Source organism: Pseudoalteromonas sp. HL-AS2 (assembly GCF_031198805.1).
In the GTDB taxonomy this organism is placed as follows: Bacteria; Pseudomonadota; Gammaproteobacteria; order Enterobacterales; family Alteromonadaceae; genus Pseudoalteromonas; species Pseudoalteromonas nigrifaciens.
This window is the reverse complement of sequence record NZ_CP133571.1, coordinates 80651-98043: the sequence shown is the minus strand read 5'-3', so window position 1 is coordinate 98043 and position 17393 is coordinate 80651. Positions and strand designations below refer to the sequence as shown.

At 41.6% G+C, this 17393-nt stretch carries 19 protein-coding genes; 10 read left to right on the top strand and 9 right to left on the bottom strand.

Features of this window, described 5'->3' with window-relative positions; translation table 11 throughout:
• Positions 1 to 11: 11 nt before the first annotated feature.
• The 3 genes from RB215_RS00490 to cyaY are packed head-to-tail and all read right to left on the bottom strand — an operon-like array spanning position 12 to position 1916.
• Entirely contained in the window at positions 12 to 917 is a 906-nt protein-coding gene (locus tag RB215_RS00490; protein ID WP_011326824.1) for a DUF2914 domain-containing protein, read from the bottom strand.
• 22 nt (positions 918 to 939) lie between these two features.
• Positions 940 to 1596, bottom strand: coding sequence for an alpha/beta hydrolase (locus RB215_RS00485; protein WP_041454309.1), 657 nt, complete (start codon positions 1594 to 1596; stop codon positions 940 to 942).
• A complete protein-coding gene (gene cyaY / locus RB215_RS00480) occupies positions 1593 to 1916 on the bottom strand; it encodes an iron donor protein CyaY (RefSeq protein WP_309216666.1) in 324 nt (107 codons plus the stop codon). The genes RB215_RS00485 and cyaY overlap by 4 nt, the downstream gene beginning before the upstream one ends.
• Before the next feature lie 147 nt (positions 1917 to 2063).
• Here cyaY and RB215_RS00475 point away from each other — a divergent pair, with 147 nt between their 5' ends.
• The 7 genes from RB215_RS00475 (at position 2064) to RB215_RS00445 (ending at position 7110) form a co-directional block, all read left to right on the top strand.
• Complete coding sequence (locus RB215_RS00475; RefSeq protein ID WP_011326821.1) at positions 2064 to 2258, top strand: lipoprotein; 195 nt, start codon at positions 2064 to 2066, stop codon at positions 2256 to 2258.
• Positions 2259 to 3512, top strand: a complete 1254-nt coding sequence (gene lysA / locus RB215_RS00470; RefSeq protein WP_011326820.1) for a diaminopimelate decarboxylase — start codon at positions 2259 to 2261, stop codon at positions 3510 to 3512.
• Between the two features lie 63 nt (positions 3513 to 3575).
• Entirely contained in the window at positions 3576 to 4406 is an 831-nt protein-coding gene (gene dapF, locus RB215_RS00465; protein ID WP_011326819.1) for a diaminopimelate epimerase, read from the top strand.
• The gene (locus RB215_RS00460) at positions 4403 to 5014 is read left to right on the top strand and encodes a DUF484 family protein (protein WP_309216665.1); all 612 of its coding nucleotides are present in this window, start codon (positions 4403 to 4405) and stop codon (positions 5012 to 5014) included. The genes dapF and RB215_RS00460 overlap by 4 nt, the downstream gene beginning before the upstream one ends.
• Complete coding sequence (locus RB215_RS00455) at positions 5011 to 5958, top strand: tyrosine recombinase XerC (protein ID WP_309216664.1); 948 nt, start codon at positions 5011 to 5013, stop codon at positions 5956 to 5958. The genes RB215_RS00460 and RB215_RS00455 overlap by 4 nt, the downstream gene beginning before the upstream one ends.
• An 11-nt stretch (positions 5959 to 5969) precedes the next feature.
• Complete coding sequence (locus RB215_RS00450) at positions 5970 to 6674, top strand: HAD-IA family hydrolase (protein ID WP_086997031.1); 705 nt, start codon at positions 5970 to 5972, stop codon at positions 6672 to 6674.
• 79 nt (positions 6675 to 6753) lie between these two features.
• Positions 6754 to 7110, top strand: coding sequence for a HopJ type III effector protein (locus RB215_RS00445; protein ID WP_011326815.1), 357 nt, complete (start codon positions 6754 to 6756; stop codon positions 7108 to 7110).
• Between the two features lie 14 nt (positions 7111 to 7124).
• Here the strand turns inward: RB215_RS00445 and RB215_RS00440 are convergent, their stop codons facing one another.
• On the bottom strand, positions 7125 to 7535 hold the full coding sequence (locus RB215_RS00440; RefSeq protein WP_011326814.1) for an N-acetyltransferase: 411 nt from the start codon (positions 7533 to 7535) through the stop codon (positions 7125 to 7127).
• A gap of 179 nt (positions 7536 to 7714) precedes the next feature.
• Here RB215_RS00440 and RB215_RS00435 point away from each other — a divergent pair, with 179 nt between their 5' ends.
• Complete coding sequence (locus tag RB215_RS00435) at positions 7715 to 8404, top strand: pseudouridine synthase (RefSeq protein WP_011326812.1); 690 nt, start codon at positions 7715 to 7717, stop codon at positions 8402 to 8404.
• Positions 8405 to 8440: 36 nt separating this feature from the next.
• On the opposite strand, the gene RB215_RS00430 is transcribed toward RB215_RS00435, so the two are convergent.
• A complete protein-coding gene (locus RB215_RS00430; RefSeq protein WP_086997040.1) occupies positions 8441 to 8824 on the bottom strand; it encodes an MAPEG family protein in 384 nt (127 codons plus the stop codon).
• A gap of 221 nt (positions 8825 to 9045) precedes the next feature.
• Here RB215_RS00430 and RB215_RS00425 point away from each other — a divergent pair, with 221 nt between their 5' ends.
• Complete coding sequence (locus RB215_RS00425; protein ID WP_179807257.1) at positions 9046 to 9924, top strand: DMT family transporter; 879 nt, start codon at positions 9046 to 9048, stop codon at positions 9922 to 9924.
• Positions 9925 to 9993: 69 nt separating this feature from the next.
• Here the strand turns inward: RB215_RS00425 and RB215_RS00420 are convergent, their stop codons facing one another.
• The 4 genes from RB215_RS00420 to RB215_RS00405 form a co-directional block, all read right to left on the bottom strand.
• On the bottom strand, positions 9994 to 10311 hold the full coding sequence (locus RB215_RS00420; protein WP_041454308.1) for a multidrug efflux SMR transporter: 318 nt from the start codon (positions 10309 to 10311) through the stop codon (positions 9994 to 9996).
• Between the two features lie 126 nt (positions 10312 to 10437).
• Positions 10438 to 12009: a bifunctional GNAT family N-acetyltransferase/carbon-nitrogen hydrolase family protein gene (locus RB215_RS00415; RefSeq protein ID WP_011326808.1), complete on the bottom strand. Its 1572-nt coding sequence runs from the start codon at positions 12007 to 12009 to the stop codon at positions 10438 to 10440.
• Positions 12010 to 12097: 88 nt separating this feature from the next.
• Positions 12098 to 12949, bottom strand: a complete 852-nt coding sequence (locus RB215_RS00410; RefSeq protein ID WP_309216662.1) for an MBL fold metallo-hydrolase — start codon at positions 12947 to 12949, stop codon at positions 12098 to 12100.
• Between the two features lie 141 nt (positions 12950 to 13090).
• On the bottom strand, positions 13091 to 15424 hold the full coding sequence (locus tag RB215_RS00405; RefSeq protein ID WP_309216661.1) for a penicillin acylase family protein: 2334 nt from the start codon (positions 15422 to 15424) through the stop codon (positions 13091 to 13093).
• A gap of 156 nt (positions 15425 to 15580) precedes the next feature.
• Here RB215_RS00405 and ycaO point away from each other — a divergent pair, with 156 nt between their 5' ends.
• Positions 15581 to 17341, top strand: coding sequence for a 30S ribosomal protein S12 methylthiotransferase accessory factor YcaO (gene ycaO / locus RB215_RS00400; protein ID WP_086997093.1), 1761 nt, complete (start codon positions 15581 to 15583; stop codon positions 17339 to 17341).
• Positions 17342 to 17393: the final 52 nt, after the last annotated feature.

Sequence of the window (17393 nt, the reverse complement as noted above, 5' to 3'; positions counted from 1 at the left end):
ATTTAGCTGGCTCAATCAGCTAATATTCTAAATTCTTTTTGAGCAATTAATTGGCCTTGCTCATCAATTACATCAACCCGCCATTGGCCTATTTGCGAGTCCATTATATTCTTGGTCGAATACGTACGATAACGAGAGGATGTTATATCTAACTCAATTTCAGCCACAATATCATCCTCAAAAAACCATACATGCTTTACCTGTTGGCCTTGTAAGTTTTTTAGCTCACTAAAAAACGATAACGTCTCGTCAAATTGACTTAAACGAATATCTGCAGCAAATACATTTACCGGCTCTCGCTTGCTTACTTTGCGTGTAAGCACTGCTCGGCTTATTTTATCGGTATCTATTTGCGCGCCAAGTGCCACACTCGCTAGCTGCGCTAAAGGGGCAAAGCCCTGCGTGCTAGAGAGTGCAGTATCACTAATAGCGGCAACATCAGTATCAACTAATAAATCGGTAGTAGGTACTTGCTCAATATTAACCGGCTCTGGTGAGTTGTTTTTAATCTCAGCTTGCGGGATTACGGGTAACTCTGCCGCTGCTACTTTATCAGGCTCTGCTACTTTTTGCTCTGCAACTAAATTAATAGGCGCAACTAACAACTCACTTTCACTGTTTTGTGACGCAACTGTTGCCGAGGTATTTAGCTCTACTTGCGTTGTTTGTAATGAAGTAACAGCACGCTGGCTTATATCGTTACTTTGCGCCAACACTCTATCCTCTGGCTCATTGGGGTGTTCATCCTGCTCGGCACTAACGGCACTGGTTAAGCCATATATAACGGCAGCAGAGGTCATGAGTAGCAGCATAGAAATACTCACAATACGACGCCAATTCCACTCGTAGGTTAGTGTAGTTACACTTTCTTGTGGTTCGCGTTTAACATTTGCTTTAATAACTATTTTTTGACTCATTTTAACCTCAGCGGCTCCATTATTAGCTTAAGCGAGCAATTAACCAATGGCGAATAGCTTGCAGTTCTTCTGCGCAAACCTGGTGAGCCATAGGGTACTCTTGCCAGCTTACATCCATGCTAAGTGCTGTTAATACTTCGAACGCACTTTTACCTGCACTAGGCGGTACTACATTATCTTGACTGCCATGCGCCATAAAAATATTTAAATCTGTGTGTAGTGCTTCATCTGCCAGCTTTTCTGGTACACACATATAGGTTGAAAGCGCCATTACACCCGCCAGCTTTTGCTCAAAACGTGGGGCTAAATGCAAAGCTACAACGCCACCTTGGGAAAAACCCGCTAAAATAATTTTATCAGCAGCAATACCATTGGCTATTTCTTGGTTAATAAGTTGCTCTACTTTAGCGGCAGAATCTCTTACACCTTGCTCATCGGCACGTTTATCTAATTCTATTGATTTAATATCATACCAAGAACGCATTTCCATGCCACCATTTATGGTGACCGGTTGCACAGGCGCGTGCGGAAAAATAAATCGCAGCCCTAGTTCATTTGGTAATTGTAACTGTGGTGCTACGGGTGCAAAACCTTCCCCCGAATCACCTAAACCGTGCAACCAAATAACGGTTGCTTTATGCTCACCTTGAGCCGGATATTCTACAAACTCTAAACTCATAACGATGATTGCCATTTAACGTCTTGGCCAGCTTGGCGAGTTGATGCCTCGTTAATAAACTGCCAAAACTCTGCGCCAGAGCGATTATCTATCCACTTATCACCACGTAATTCAAAATGATGTCCGTTAAACTTAGTCGCAACCCATACTTGGTGTAAAGGTGCTTGTTTGTTAATCACAATTTTACTGTTGTCAGGAAAAATAAGTTCTAAAATACCTTGTGCCGACTCATAATCTACATCTGCTTCACAATCATCAACTTGTTCTTCAATTGTGAACATAAGTGCTTCGGCTAATTGGTGATATTCATGATCAGTCATGGTTAATTTCCTTTGCAGGCGAGCCGCCTAATAGTGGGTGCGTTTTTGTACAGCTAGTGTAACAGGAATAAAATCATCCGCGAATAGCTGCATTTTTTAGATATTCTGTTACTCTGCGATTATAAAGCCAGCAACACTATTAATCTAATGAAAGCGATACATACTTCACAATTTAAGCAACTATTAATAAGCACTGTACTGCTAAGCGCATTAGCTGGCTGTGGTCAAAGCGGTCCTCTCTATTTGCCAGAGCAAAAAGCAGAACAAAATAAACCTCAAGACGTAGCTAATCCAGCAACTCAAACTGAGCAAACCAATACACCTAAAAAGCAGGAGCAATAAATGGATTTTTTTAATTATAAAAACAATCAATTATTTGCTGAAGACGTAAGCATTGCAAGTATTGCTCAGCAATATGGTACGCCATGCTACGTTTATTCGCGAGCCACCTTTGAGCGCCATTATTTAGCCTTTGCTAATGCTACTAAAAATCATAAATCCCTGGTGTGCTACGCCGTTAAAGCCAACTCTAATATTGCGGTACTCAATATATTAGCGCGTTTAGGGTCGGGCTTCGACATTGTATCTAAGGGTGAACTGGCGCGAGTAATTAAAGCCGGTGGCGACGCCTCCAAAGTGGTGTTTTCGGGTGTGGCTAAAACAGCAGACGAAATAGCCTATGCATTAAAGCTCGGAATTAAATGCTTTAATGTTGAGTCGGTCTCGGAGCTAGAACGTATTTCAGAAGTGGCCTGTGAGCTAAATTTAGCAGCGCCTATTTCTATTCGCGTTAACCCCGATATAGATGCAAAAACGCATCCGTATATTTCTACCGGCTTAAAAGAAAACAAGTTTGGTATAGATATCCAAACAGCTGTGAGCGTGTATCAGCATGCCGCTTCACTGCCTGGATTAAACATTATTGGCGTTGATTGCCACATTGGCTCGCAACTCACCGAAACCAGACCTTTTCTTGAAGCACTTGATAAGCTACTAACGCTAATAGATGAATTAAAAGCGTGTAACATCGAGCTTACCCATTTAGATATAGGCGGTGGTTTAGGGGTAACTTATAATGACGAGCAACCTCCGCACCCTAGCGAATATGCAGCGCAAGTTACTGAGCGCCTAGTTAATTATCGCCACCTTGAGCTTATATTTGAACCCGGTCGCGCCATTGCTGCTAACGCAGGAGTTTTAGTTACTCAAGTTGAATTTATTAAACAAAACCAAGATAAGTACTTTGCTATTGTTGATGCAGGCATGAACGACATGCTGCGCCCAGCGCTTTATCAAGCATGGCAAAAAATCATTCCGGTATCGGTACGCGACGACGAAACCCCTACTCATAACTTTGATATTGTTGGCCCTGTTTGCGAAACTGGTGACTTTTTAGGTAAAGACCGCGAGTTAGCACTTAAACAAGGCGACTTACTGGTACAAAGAAGTGCCGGTGCTTATGGCTTTACTATGAGTTCAAATTATAACTCTCGTCCGCGTGTTGCAGAAATAATGGTAGATGGCAGTCAACATCATCTTATTCGCGAACGCGAAACCATAGAGAGCCTGTATCAAGGTGAGAAAATTTTACCTTAAACGTTTTTGTAAGTCCCTGCTCTGTGGCATGATTAGCGCAGAGCAAAACCGAATTAGAGCGCTATGTTAGTTAATTTTTCCAAAATGCACGGCTTAGGCAACGACTTTGTTGTGATTGATAATATTACACAAAACGTTTTTTTGTCGCGAGATCAAATAATAAAACTGGCCGATCGCCATTTTGGCATTGGCTTTGACCAACTGCTAATGGTTGAAGCACCATACTCCCCTGATCTCGATTTTCATTACCGTATTTTTAATGCCGATGGCACCGAAGTAGAGCAATGCGGCAATGGCGCACGTTGCTTTGCCCGCTTTGTACGTATGAAAGGCCTTACCAATAAACATAAAATTACTGTGTCTACTAAGTCGGGTAATTTAACCCTATACATAGAAAAAGACGGCCAAGTAACTGTAAATATGGGCCATCCTAATTTTGAGCCAAGTAAAATCCCACTCAAAGCAACCAAGCGCGAACTGACCTATATTATTCGTACCGAAGAGCATACTGTTTTTAGTGGCGCGGTTTCTATGGGTAACCCACATTGTGTATTAGAAGTTGACGATATTACTACCGCACAAGTTGATATTTTGGGTCCGTTACTTGAAAACCATGAGCGTTTTCCGCAGCGAGCTAATATTGGTTTTATGCAAGTTATTTCCAAAGAGCATATTAAATTACGAGTGTGGGAGCGCGGTGTAAACGAAACATTAGCATGTGGTACAGGCGCTTGTGCAGCAATGGTTATTGGGTTTATTCAAAATAAATTAATCAGCACAGTACAAGTAGACTTACCCGGTGGCAGTTTACAAATTCGCTGGAACGGTGAAGGTCACCCAGTACGTATGACCGGCCCAGCAGAGCATGTGTTTGATGGACAAGTAGCACTATGAGTAAGCTAAACGCGCAGCAAGTGGTAGATTATTTACAACACCACCCTGATTTTTTAATTCAGCACCCTGAGCTACTTGCTCAGCTTGAGCTGCAACAACAAGCCCAAGGTGCAACATCTTTGGTGCATATTCAGCAGCGCCAATTGCGCGAGCACAATACGTTGTTAAAAAATCAAATTGCCAGCATGAACAAATACGCTGCACAAAATGAGCAAGTGTATCGCTTATTTAGCCTATGCCATCAACAGCTTTGCAGCAATAACGACTTCGATGCGCTTGCCAGTAACTTACAAGATATTATTTGTAGCAATCCAGATATTAGCGACTGTCGGTTAGTAAAGTACGACACTAAATATGCTCAACTTGTTGAGCATCGCCTGAGCAATTCAGGGCACTATTTAGGGCGTATTAATCAGCAAGAACGAGATTTGTTATTTAGCGATACGGCGCAATCAACGGCTATTTATTTAATTGGTGATATTAACAAGCCAATTGCTATTTTGGCTTTTGCCAGCAACAACGCCAACCACTTTGAGCCCGCACAAGACACCCTTTTTGTACTAGACTTTGTAGTCGCTCTGCAGTCAAGGTTGTTGGAACTTGCATGAGTGACAACCCTGCGCCAAATATCAGCGACTTAAGCGATAACTGGCGCACGCCTATTACTTTATTTAGCGACTATTTAAAATTTGAAAGGCAGTACTCAGCGCACACTGTTAACCAATATGTCAGCCAGCTTGGCTTTGCAGCGCTTTACTTTAGTAAACTCTGCGACGACTGGTTTAGCGTCCAGGGTGAGCATATTCGCCGTTACAGCATGGCACTGCGCTCAAAACAATTAAGTGGCCGCACTATTAGTTTAAAGCTCAGTTGTATTCGCAGTTTATATAAATTCTTAAAAGCCAAAAATATTGCTAAACAAGCGCATTACCATAACCCAGCGGTAGGCATAAAAGGGCCTAAGTTTGCTAAGCCTTTACCTAAAAATCTCGATGTAGATCAAATGGCACGCTTGCTCGAAATACCCGACGACGAACCTCTGGCCATTAGAGATAAAGCCATGATGGAGCTTATGTACTCATCAGGTTTACGTATTAGCGAATTAGTTGGTGCTAACCTACAAGATATAAGCGCCGCAAATGGTGAAATATTAGTACGCGGTAAAGGCAATAAAGAACGCTTAATTCCGGTAGGCAGTAAAGCGTTAAACGCGCTAAGAAAATGGCTCATAATACGCCCTCAATTTGCAAACCCTGACGAAGTGGCGGTGTTTTTAAGTAGCAAAAAAAATCGTATTTCGGTACGCCAAGTACGTTTAAGAATGCAAGAATGGGGCATCAAGCAAGGCATTAGCTCGCAAGTGCATCCGCACAAATTGCGCCACTCGTTTGCTTCGCATATTTTAGAGTCATCTGGCGATTTACGCGCGGTACAAGAACTGCTCGGGCACAGTAGTTTGTCGGCCACTCAAGTGTATACTCATTTAGATTTTCAGCATTTAGCCAAGGTGTACGACAACACGCACCCAAGGGCAAAAAAGCGAACTGATTAGGAAACCATAATATGATCCGCTTTAATCGTGCCATTGCACCTGTGTCGGTATTAAGCTTCGACCTAGACGATACCCTTTACGACAATCGCCCAATTATAAAAGCCGCCGTACAAGCGCAAACTGATTATTTAAATACCCTGCCGGGTTATCAACATCAGGGCTTGCAGCAATGGCTGCATTGTCGTGATTGTGCACTGCAACAGCAGCCAAAATTAATTGAAGATGTAACGCAGTGGCGTTTGCAAACACTGGGCTTACTTCTTGCTAAGCAAGGCTTTAATGCCGACGACGCAAAACACTTTGCAAGTGCTGCGTACAAGATATTTGCTCAAGCTCGCAGTAATATAACCGTGACCGATGACGTACTTAACTTGCTCGATAAGCTCGCTACTCGCTTTACCCTTATAGCCATAACCAACGGCAATGCCGATGTGAGCCAGTTTAATTTAAATAATAAATTTAACTTGGTACTGCAAGCGGGTTTACACGGTAAAGCTAAACCGCACAATAACTTGTTTGATCAAGCAGCTACACATTTACAGGTGCCACACAAAGCTATTTTACACATTGGTGACAGCCTAGATAGCGACGTGCAAGGCGCTAATAATGCCGGCTGCCAATCTGTATGGTTAAATAACCAAGCTGCCAACTATACTTACAAAGGCCTTGCCGATATTGAAATAACTAACATTAATGCCTTATCACACTTAATTTAAGTGCACGTGTACTAGTTTAATATAAATCAGTAAACAGATAGGTTAGAGTTAAGTATAAAAATAATCCTAAGGACAGAAAGTGACTCTAAGTGACTACCTAGAAAAATTGGCAAATGAGCCAAAAAGCATCGAATTTACCGACACTATGGCAATTATCGATACACATTACCGCTTCACCCCTTGCGCATTTAATAATCATGGTTTACTTAGTGCTGCGAGCGAGAACAATGGTTCTTGCAAAATTTTCGCTTTTGCAAAACTAAACCAACTTAGTAAACAAAATACGCTCGATTGCTTTGGTCAGTTTTATCATCAAGATGTGCTTAACAACCCCAAAGGTAGCGATCATATGAATATTCGCACCTTTATGCTTGCTCCTGAAGTGACCCCGTTTTTAGGCGTAACCTTTACTGGCGAGCCACTTAAAGCTATTTAATCACCCTGCAAGGGTTAAATAAGCGATTTTTCCATAAAATAGCGAGTACCCGTGCGCGGATAATTATTAAGTTGATACTTAACTTGGTAACCGTGCTTTTCATAAAAAGGCTTGGCTTGAAAATCAAGCGTATCGAGCTGCCCCCTCGTTGCCCCAAGCTCAACTGCAGCCGCTTCAAGTGCGACTAATAACTTAGTCGCCAAGCCATTGCCACGTACTAACTCGCTGCACCAAAGCCAATTTATCTGCAACCAATTGCCAAATACACAGCCACTAATCCCAGCGACCAATTCCTCTTGTGCGTCTAAAAACTGATAACCAATAGACATACGCTCAGCATCAAAATGCGCGCTATTAAACGCCACTATTTTTTGACGAAGCGCCTGATTTAAGCAATCGTCATTATTTGCATATAATTGATACATTAACGCCTCTAATATTTATAAAATTAAAAATTATTAAACCAACAGCTGCTTATAAAAATGCATATTCTGTAGCGCCTAACACTAAATTTATAGCTATTTACCCACCTTCAGTAATGTTTACTTGGCAGCTTTGCTATAATCTGCTGCACACTTTTGCCAATGACTAACAGCAACCATTTATGAGCACCAAAATTCGACTCGCTAAATACATTGCCCATGCTGGTGTTTGCTCGCGTAAACAAGCCTCACGCTTAATTGACGAAGGTGCAGTGATAGTAAATAACCGCCCGGCTAATCATATTGACCATGTTGATGAGCAAGACCAAATAACAGTTAACGGGCAAATTATTAAAGGCACTGCTGAGTTAATTTATTTTGCTTATCATAAGCCTGTAGGTATTGACTGCAAGCTTGATCAGAATGACCCTGCTAGCCTTTATCACCACCTGCCTACTATTACGCGTGTTTACCCTATTGGCCGTCTTGATAAAGACTCCCGTGGCTTGCTTATATTAACCAACGATGGTGAGTTGTGTAACCAACTAATTCATCCCGACTTCCACCAGCCAAAACGTTACTTAGTTAGCGTTAATAAAAGCATTGATGCCGAGTTTTGTACAAAAATGGCCGCAGGTGTACCGGTAGATAAGCAAATAACCTTGCCCTGTAGCGTTGAAAAAATAGCAGACAAACAATTTAGTATTATTTTAAAGCAAGGGCTTAATAGGCAAATTAGAAAAATGGCACACTATTGTGGTTACAAGGTAATTGACTTGTATCGCGAGCAAATTAGCGAGCTAACCCTGCAAACGCTAAACCTTGCCCAAGGGCAATATATTGCAATTAATAAAAGCGATATTATAAAGTAAGCGCCTTTTAAAACGCTTTGGGGTTTTAAAATAAATTTAAAAGCTCACTGCAATCATTGCAATAGCTGTACTTATACCAACAAACCACATAATTGAGCGCATAATATCTAGGTTAAGGTAGTAAAAAGCACAAAATAAAACACGCGCTACAATGTGGCTCATCGCCAAGGTTTCGGTTACCGCATTAACATTATTAGTGCCTAATACCACCGCAAGTGCAACGGCAAATACTGCTAACGACTCAAAACAGTTTTGGTGTGCAGCTAAAGCGCGCGCTCCTAAACCGGTTAATTGAGTTTGTTGTTGGCGCGGATGCTTGTTGTCGTAGCCGCCCAATTTATTAAGTTCGATTACTGCGGGTATTCTTGCTAAATAAGGCATTACAACGGCCAATAAAGCACAAGCGATTAAAATAGTCATAGTACGGTTCTTTGTTATTGTTAATTATTTAAAATAACACACCCACTATAAAAAAGCCGCCAGATAAGCACCTGACGGCTAAACAGTAACATCAAGCCAACTATAAACTAATTTACGGCAGTTAAACTGCGGCATATTGTCGCAGCTGAGCCTAAAGCACTATCGCTTTACTTTGTATACCTTGTTAACTTATCGCCCTCTATTATTTTTGTATTGTTATTATGACTTGGGTATTTTTCACTTTTTTAGCCGCTTTTATGCAGGCGTGGCGCAATGCACTGCAAAGTAAGTTAAGTAGTAATGTGAGCGTAGCTGGCGTTACTCTATCGCGTTTTATTGTTGCAGGCCCTATTGCTGCTGTGTATTTGTATGGTTTATATCAATACCAAGATACCGCTATGCCTAGTTTTAATAATGCTTTTTGGGGCTTTATTATTGGCGCAAGTATTATGCAAATTCTTGCTACTGGCTTAATGGTTAAATTATTTAAAATGAATAATTACGCTGTGGGCGCTGGGCTTGCAAAAAGTGAGGCTTTGGTTGCCGCTATTTTAGGAGTATTATTTTTTGGCTCGGCGTTAACCTTATTGGGTTGGTTGGGGGTATTTTTAGGGGCTATTGCCGTACTGCTAATGAGCGGTATAACCAGCATTAAACGCTTCGATGCCAAAACAGCTTTATTAGGGCTTGCGTGCGGTACTTGCTTTGCGCTTACTTCATTATGGGTACGTGAGGGCAGTTTAAATTCAGGGCTATTATTTCCTCACTCTGCTGCTTGGGTACTGCTTTTTGTTATTAGCTTACAAACTCTAATATTGCTGGGTTATTTATTATTAAAAGAGCCACACACCCTCAGTAAACTTTGGCAATATAAGGGCACAACTGTCGCGATTAGTATTTTTAGCTGTGTGGGCTCTATTGGCTGGTTTAGCGCCATGAGCTTGCAGCATGTTGCCTATGTAAAAACGCTTGGCCAAATAGAAGTGTTTTTTACCATACTCATTGCCGTACTGTGGCTAAAACAACCGCTTAAAAAACAAGACAGCGCCGGGTTATTACTCATTGCTGTTGCCGCTATTTTAGTCATGCTGCCCAATTAATTACTGGCAAAAAAAGCGCAGGCTTTTAATCCTGCGCTTTTTTTGATTAAACCGCGTTGAGTTTACTTTTTAATGACTTATTTTAAGTGTGATCACACCGCAAATAATCATTAATACACCGGCAATACGGCCAAAAGTGGCGGCATCACCATAAAACAAAATGCCCACAATAAATGTGCCAGCAGCGCCAATGCCTGTCCATACCGCATAAGATGTACCCATAGGAATATCACGTTGAGCTAGCCACAACATAAAACCACTAACCACCATAAATGCAACCGCAATGCCAATACCTAACCAGCGGCTGTCACTTTGTTGCGAAATTTTTAAGCCTATTGGCCAGCCAATTTCAAGCAAGCCCGCAATTATTAAATACATCCAAGCCACTTAAAGCACTCACTCTATTAAAAATTTGCGGTATTTTAGCGAGCTAATTTATTCATTAACAGCAATAAACAAGATTAATGATAATTAACCAGCTCACACTTTAATAAGCTACCTATTTTGTAGTGATTAAAAGCTACTTTTTTGCTTATCCGCACTAACCTTTTTATCGTCGCTCACTTTTTTTAGCATTATGTCGTATAAATCTTCACGTCGATCTTTTAAGTTACGTACTGTCCCTTCGCTGTGAAGAATTTTTAATTTATCCATATCAAGGTCACTAAATAACAACATTTCGGTATTAGTGGTTGCCTCATTGAGTGTTGCATCATGTGGGAATGAAAAGTCAGACGGTGTAAGTACTGCCGATTGTGCAAACTGTACATCTAGGCTTTCTACTTCTGGTAAGTTACCAACAGAGCCTGCTATAACCACATAACATTCGTTTTCAATAGCGCGTGCTTGAGCACAATGACGTACCCGTAAATAGCTATTTTTAGTATCAGTCCAAAAAGGTACAAATAAAATTTCTAAGCCTTCTTTGGCCATAATTCTAGATAGTTCTGGAAACTCAACATCGTAACAAATTTGAATACCAACACGCCCAGCATCAGTTTCAAATACCGCTATTTTGTCGCCGCCTTGAATAACCCAGTCATTTTGCTCATGCGGGGTAATATGAATTTTACGTTGCTCATCTATTTTACCGCTGCGGTGACATAAATAACTGACGTTATAAATTTTATCCCCGTCGGCTACTGGCATTGAGCCGGTAATAATATTGGCATTGTATTCAATTGCCATACGCGACATAGCATTTTTAAAGGTTTCTGTGTACTCGGCTAAATTGCGGATCGCTTCGGTTTGATTAACTTGCTCAGTTAACCCCATTAGCGGGGCATTAAAAAACTCAGGGAATAAAATAAAGTCACTTTGATAATCAGAAACCGTATCAACAAAATACTCGACCTGCTTGAGCATTTCCTCTACCGACTCCACCTTACGCATTTGCCACTGCACCGCACCTACACGCACAATCGACTTTACTATATTAATAACGGTGTCGGTTGGTTCGTACAATATGTTATTCCACTCCAGTAATGTGGCATAACCTACTGATTCTTGATCTTCGGGTAAATACTTTTTAAGTAAGCGTTTAACTTGAAAATCGTTTGCTAGCTGAAAACTTAAGATAGGATCGTACAGCTCTTTTTGATCTACTTTAGCTATATATTCCATTGGGGTCATTTCATTACTGTGATTGTAATAACGCGGAATACGACCACCCGCTAAAATAGCGCGTAAGTTGTATTGGCGGCACAATTCTTTTCGGGCATCGTACAGCCTACGCCCAAGGCGCATACCTCTGTGCGTTTCGCTAATCGCAACATCTAAGCCATACAATGCATCGCCAGCGGTATCACTAAATACGCGGTCATGACCATCGGCTATGTCTTCATAGGTATGGGGGTTAGAAAAGCGGGCATAGTCTACTTGCACGCTTAATGCTAAGCCTACCAGCACACCATCATCCACAATGCCTATTTGCCCTTCTGGAAACTGGTCTATTAATCTAAAAATTGTATGGCTAGGCCATGCACCACCTAAATCTGGGTATGCTTGATCCATCAAGGTTTTAATTTGTGGGTATTGCTCTTTAGTTAAATTACAAATTTCGAGATGGGTTTTTTCTACCGTCATACACAACTCCTTGAGGAATGGGGAATAAAAAAGCCGAACATACGCCCAGCTTAATAAAATAGTTGATGTGCTATTACTTAATTCATTTTTATTGTTTTAAACTACGATAAAAAAGTGTAGTTACACGCTCTTTAGGTAACCAGCTAGCGTATTCAAGGCCAAGCTCTGCCAATGGGTCGGCGTTAAGTACTTGCTCTAAGCTTGCCTTGTTTTGCATTGCTTTAAGCATAACATCTTTGGCTTTTTGCACCAGCTTACGATACACCACCAGCCCTGAACGATCGCTTAGCGGACCATGTCCTGGGATCACTTTTGTATTATCGTCAATTTGTTTCACTACGTCATCTACAGCCGCTAAAATACCATCAACACTGCCACCACTGTCTACATCTACAAACGGTAAGCTGCCAAAGTTAAAGAAAATGTCGCCCATGTGTACAATGTTAGCCTTGTTAAAAAATATGACTGCGTCACCGTCAGTATGTGCATGCTGATAATGCATTACATGAGCATGTTCGTTGTTAAAGTACAGCTTTAAATCGTGGCTAAAACTAATCCGTGGTAAAAAATCTGCCCCTTCACCATGCTCCGCTACTAAGCGCTTATGCACATTATCGTGAGCAATAACGTGGGCACCTGCTTTAGCAAAATTTTCGTTGCCTCCGGTGTGGTCGCCATGATGATGGGTGTTAATTACAAACTCAGTACTGCCGGGCTGTAAATCGCTAATCGTTTTTTTAATATCGCTTGAAAGCTTGGCAAATTGATCATCAATAATATAAATACCATCGTCGCCGACACTTACAGCAATATTGCCTCCTTGACCAAGTAACATATAAATATGCTCGCTCAGTTTTTGCGTTTTAACTACACTTTCATCGGCATAAGCCGCACTACTTAACAACAAACCAGTGATTAATGCGGGAAGTAATTTTTTCATTTTAGTGCTCACTTATATTTATAATTAATTATCGTCTATTAATGGAATAACCACACTACATAGACCCTACCTGCCTAAAAACACACTGCTGTAAATTCACCCTAAAAAGATAAACAGGCACTAGCTTAGTTCACTAAACAGTTACTTGCCTTTTGGCGATATTATTATTTGATGTACTAGCGCTTGTGGTAATAATGGCGTGTTTTCTGCATTAATATACTGACTAAAACCGGCACGATAAAAGTTTGATAACGGGTGCCCCGACTGCCCGCCAGGTACGGTTAAAATGGCGTTTTCTAAATGTCCGGGCTGTACAATAAAGCGCTGTGAAGCACCAAAGCTACGCCCCTGCACTGCTGGCATGTAACTATCACCAAACCCTGGCGTTTTTGGCATATTTAAAAAACGGGCAAGTATTGGTATTTGTTTAGCAAACGGATGCTCTATAACCAGCTCGTTTACTTTGCCCCACTGCCAGCCTTGAATGTTATTACCGTATTGCGTACTGAGTTTAGCAATAGTTTGACTAAATGCCCCCTGCAGCTGCTGCTCCCAAGTTGAAAATTGTGGATTGAGCCAACTGCTTGGTTGCGCGTTAATAAGCTGCCAAACTGCCGGTTCTAAGTCACGCCTTACGTAGCTCAACGTGCCATTTTTCTCACTTAAGCTTTGCTGCAACGCACTAAAGGTAATATTAATCACTTCATCGCGATAATGCTTTACCAAGGTATAACCTACTGAGCTTGCACACGCGCACTGCTGCCAGTTTTCAACCGCGCTAATATACGCGGCGTTATTACCTTCATCGGCTTTGAGTTGCTTGAGTAATAAAGCGTGCCAAGGAATTAAAAACCGGGCTTGGTTATCAAGCTGTAATTGATAAAAATCATCTTCAACAAATTTTTGTTTTTCAAACAAGCGGTCGCGCACTTGTGTTGCACGCGCGCCAAGTGAATAGCCGCCGTTACCAAAGCGCTCGTTATCCTGAGCACTTACCACCCGTGAGTTTGCAGTCCATATTCGTCCACTTACTGGGTTTTTAACCACGGGGCGCTGCGCTTCATTTTGCAACCAAAGCGGCGAGTAATCAGTACTTTTCACACTAAGCTCGCTGGGTGTTTTACGCCCAGGAATCCCCCCCATTAACTTCCATGCGGCACTGCCTTGGCTATCAACTACAATTAAATTTTGTACCGGAATACCTACATCGCTGGCTATAGCAAGGGCATCATCAACTTCGGTAGCCTGTTCGAGCTGTAATAATTGCATATTAACCGCATAACTTTGATGCGCCGCCCAGCTCAGTGCATAAGCTTGCCCGTTAATATATTTTACCGGGCCATATTCGCTCAGGGTAAGTGTGTAAGTTTCGGCTTCATTATTAGGTAATGCAATTTGCTCATCTATTTGCCACGTTTTATTGTTACTTGTAAGCGCAACCCAATCCGCGGTATCAATATAACCATTGGTAAACCCCCATGCGATATGATTATTAGTGCCTACTACAATAGCTGGCGCACCCGGTAACGATACGCCCGTAACTTGGGTTTTTACATTGTTATGTACATAATTTAGTTGCGCTTTGTACCAAATAACAGGCACTGCCATTGCTAAGTGCATGTCATCGGAGAGCATAGCAGATCCGGTTGTAGTTAATGCGCCGGTAACTGCCCAGTTATTACTGCCGCGCTCTTGGCTTGCTGCAAAAGAATTAAATGCATACATTGCTGGTGTTGATGATTGCACAGTGGATGATTGCTGCGTTTGTTGCTTGGGTATTGGTAGTTTAGGTATGCCTGCGCTGTAAGGTGCTAGTTGGCTGCCATCAAGCGCAGCTTGGTATTGACTAGGTTGCGTTAAAAATTTGAGCATATGTTTGCCGTATTGCTGCTCAATTTGAATTAATGCTTGGTCGCGCTCAAAGGTGGCACTTTGTAAATCAAGATACATACTAAAAATTATTAATAGGCTATCTTCGCTTTGCCATGGCCTTTGCTGTGCACCAGTGAGCAAATATTCAAAGCTTGAGTAACCTATTTGCGCTAACCCTTCGTTAACCCCTTGAGCGTAGCTTTTAAGTAATTGCTTATCCGACTCAGGAAGATTTTTTAAAATAACTTGGCTGCGTTTACGCAATTGATGAAAACGCATTTTTTTATCTAGTGCTAGCGCCGCCTTACCAAAAATTTCGCTCAACTCACCAGCGGCATTACGCCTCAGTAAGTCCATTTGAAAAAATCGGTCTTGCCCATGCGCATACCCCAAACCATAAGCGGCATCGTTGTGGCTTTGTGCTTTTATAACAGCTTGACCAAGTACGTCGCGCGAAATAATGACCGGCTCATTAATCGCTTCGCTATGACCTTTGCCGTCAAGCGCTGGTAAACTCAAACTAAGTACACCATAAACAACCGCAGTACCGGCCAGCCCTAAAACCACTACTAACAGCAGCAAGCGCTTGATTACTTTAAACATCCAGCTATCCTTTAAAAATTCTAATAAAGTATTATTAACATATATTTACTATCCTTCTATTAAAAAGTCATATTCTGCGGCGCAAAGGATGAAATAAACCTCAAAATCCACGATAATAGCTAATCCACATATTGTGCAGCCCTAGTTGAGATGAGTATGACTGATAAAACATTTATAAAAGGTAAAGACCGCGATTTAGAATCGTCGATCTCTACTATGCAAAATAAGCTAAAAGCCCTTAATATTAATATTGAGGAAGCGTTATGGCTTAACCCTGTAGCTAACTGTTATTCGGTACATATTCGTGACCAAGACTGTGGCGTAATGTTTACCAATGGTAAAGGCGCAAACGACAAAGCATCGTTAGCTTCGGCATTAGGTGAATACTTTGAACGCTTAAGCTGTAACTACTTTTTTGCTGACTTTTATTTAGGTGAAGAATTTGCCCATGCAGAGTTTACCCATTACCCAACCGAAAAGTGGTTTACAGTAACAAACGATGAAGTGCCTGAGGGCATTATGGATGAAAGCTTATGGGACTACTTTGACCCAGAGCGCGAACTTAATGCATCGCACCTTTTCGATTTTAACTCTGGTAATGTTAAGCGTGGTATTTGTACTGTGCCATACACCCGCCAAAGCGATAACCAAGATGTGTATATTCCGGTTAACGTTATTGGTAATATTTTTGTATCTAACGGTATGAGTGCCGGCAATACTAAATTTGAAGCACGGGTACAAGGCTTATCCGAAGTATTTGAACGCGCTATAAAAAGCCGCATTATTACTGAGGGCTTGTGTCTGCCTATCGTGCCTGAAGAAGTCGTTAAGCTGTACCCTAAAATTCATGAAGCGTGTGAAGAGTTACGCAGCCATGGTTTTCATTTACGTATTGCCGATGCCTCTCTAGGCGGTAAATACCCAGTAATGAGCGTTACCCTTATTCACCCAGCTGATGGCTCTGTATTTGCTTCTTTTGGTGCTCACCCATCATTTGAAGTGGCACTTGAGCGTACCGTAACAGAACTATTACAAGGTCGTCGTTTAGATCAACTTGATGTGTTCCAACCTGCTACTTTTGATAATGATGAAGTTGCCTCTCCAGAAAACACTGAACTGCACTTTATTGATTCTAGCGGCTTAATTTCTCATGACTTTTTCCGCGCAAAAGCCGACTTTGACTTTGTGCATTGGGACTTTAGCGGCACAACTGAGCAAGAATATAACTTTTGTACCGACTTAATCCATAGCATGGGGCATGATATTTACATCATGGATTACACTCACTTAAACGTATATGCATGTCGTATTTTAGTCCCTGGTATGTCAGACATTTACCCAGTTGATGAACTAATTTGGCGTAACAACAACGAAGGCGCTAAGTTCCGCGAAACATTTTTATCACTTGATCAGTACGACGTTGAGCAATGGATGGAAATTTATGACTCACTAGAGGAAGCGGGCCATAGCGATATCATTCGCGCTGCCGAGTTTATTGGTTTAGTAACCGACCCTGATACATCTTGGGATACGCTGCGTATTGGTGAACTAAAAGCGCACCTTTGCCTAGCCGCAGGTAACGAAGAAGCCATTGATTGGGTTGACTGGATATTACATACCGGGCAAGTAAACGAAGATGCAATGCGTCACTTTCGCTGTTTAAAAGCTATTTTAGAAATAAAATACGATGACGAACGCGAATATGCAGACTATCAAGATGCATTAGGCTTAATGTTTGGTACTGCCAATGTAACGCTCGCAATTGAAATAGCCGAAGGCCGTAAATTATTTAACGGTTTAACCTTCCCAGGCTTATCGCTTACTGGCTTTACAAAGCATGCTGCATTACTCGATGGTTATCGCAAGCTCCATGTAGCTAAACAGCAGCATTGGGCACGCGAGGTTAGCGACTCGTAATTTAGTTAAACTATTAATTATAAAAATAAAATGGCGCATAATCTGATGCGCC

What these genes read in the sequence shown, in the direction of transcription:
- RB215_RS00490 (WP_011326824.1), bottom strand. Translation starts at nt 917, where the DNA reads ATGAGTCAAAAAATAGTTATTAAAGCAAATGTTAAACGCGAACCACAA.
- RB215_RS00485 (WP_041454309.1), bottom strand. Translation starts at nt 1,596, where the DNA reads ATGAGTTTAGAGTTTGTAGAATATCCGGCTCAAGGTGAGCATAAAGCA.
- cyaY (WP_309216666.1), bottom strand. Translation starts at nt 1,916, where the DNA reads ATGACTGATCATGAATATCACCAATTAGCCGAAGCACTTATGTTCACA.
- RB215_RS00475 (WP_011326821.1), top strand. Translation starts at nt 2,064, where the DNA reads ATGAAAGCGATACATACTTCACAATTTAAGCAACTATTAATAAGCACT.
- lysA (WP_011326820.1), top strand. Translation starts at nt 2,259, where the DNA reads ATGGATTTTTTTAATTATAAAAACAATCAATTATTTGCTGAAGACGTA.
- dapF (WP_011326819.1), top strand. Translation starts at nt 3,576, where the DNA reads ATGTTAGTTAATTTTTCCAAAATGCACGGCTTAGGCAACGACTTTGTT.
- RB215_RS00460 (WP_309216665.1), top strand. Translation starts at nt 4,403, where the DNA reads ATGAGTAAGCTAAACGCGCAGCAAGTGGTAGATTATTTACAACACCAC.
- RB215_RS00455 (WP_309216664.1), top strand. Translation starts at nt 5,011, where the DNA reads ATGAGTGACAACCCTGCGCCAAATATCAGCGACTTAAGCGATAACTGG.
- RB215_RS00450 (WP_086997031.1), top strand. Translation starts at nt 5,970, where the DNA reads ATGATCCGCTTTAATCGTGCCATTGCACCTGTGTCGGTATTAAGCTTC.
- RB215_RS00440 (WP_011326814.1), bottom strand. Translation starts at nt 7,535, where the DNA reads ATGTATCAATTATATGCAAATAATGACGATTGCTTAAATCAGGCGCTT.
- RB215_RS00435 (WP_011326812.1), top strand. Translation starts at nt 7,715, where the DNA reads ATGAGCACCAAAATTCGACTCGCTAAATACATTGCCCATGCTGGTGTT.
- RB215_RS00430 (WP_086997040.1), bottom strand. Translation starts at nt 8,824, where the DNA reads ATGACTATTTTAATCGCTTGTGCTTTATTGGCCGTTGTAATGCCTTAT.
- RB215_RS00425 (WP_179807257.1), top strand. Translation starts at nt 9,046, where the DNA reads ATGACTTGGGTATTTTTCACTTTTTTAGCCGCTTTTATGCAGGCGTGG.
- RB215_RS00415 (WP_011326808.1), bottom strand. Translation starts at nt 12,009, where the DNA reads ATGACGGTAGAAAAAACCCATCTCGAAATTTGTAATTTAACTAAAGAG.
- RB215_RS00410 (WP_309216662.1), bottom strand. Translation starts at nt 12,949, where the DNA reads ATGAAAAAATTACTTCCCGCATTAATCACTGGTTTGTTGTTAAGTAGT.
- RB215_RS00405 (WP_309216661.1), bottom strand. Translation starts at nt 15,424, where the DNA reads ATGTTTAAAGTAATCAAGCGCTTGCTGCTGTTAGTAGTGGTTTTAGGG.
- ycaO (WP_086997093.1), top strand. Translation starts at nt 15,581, where the DNA reads ATGACTGATAAAACATTTATAAAAGGTAAAGACCGCGATTTAGAATCG.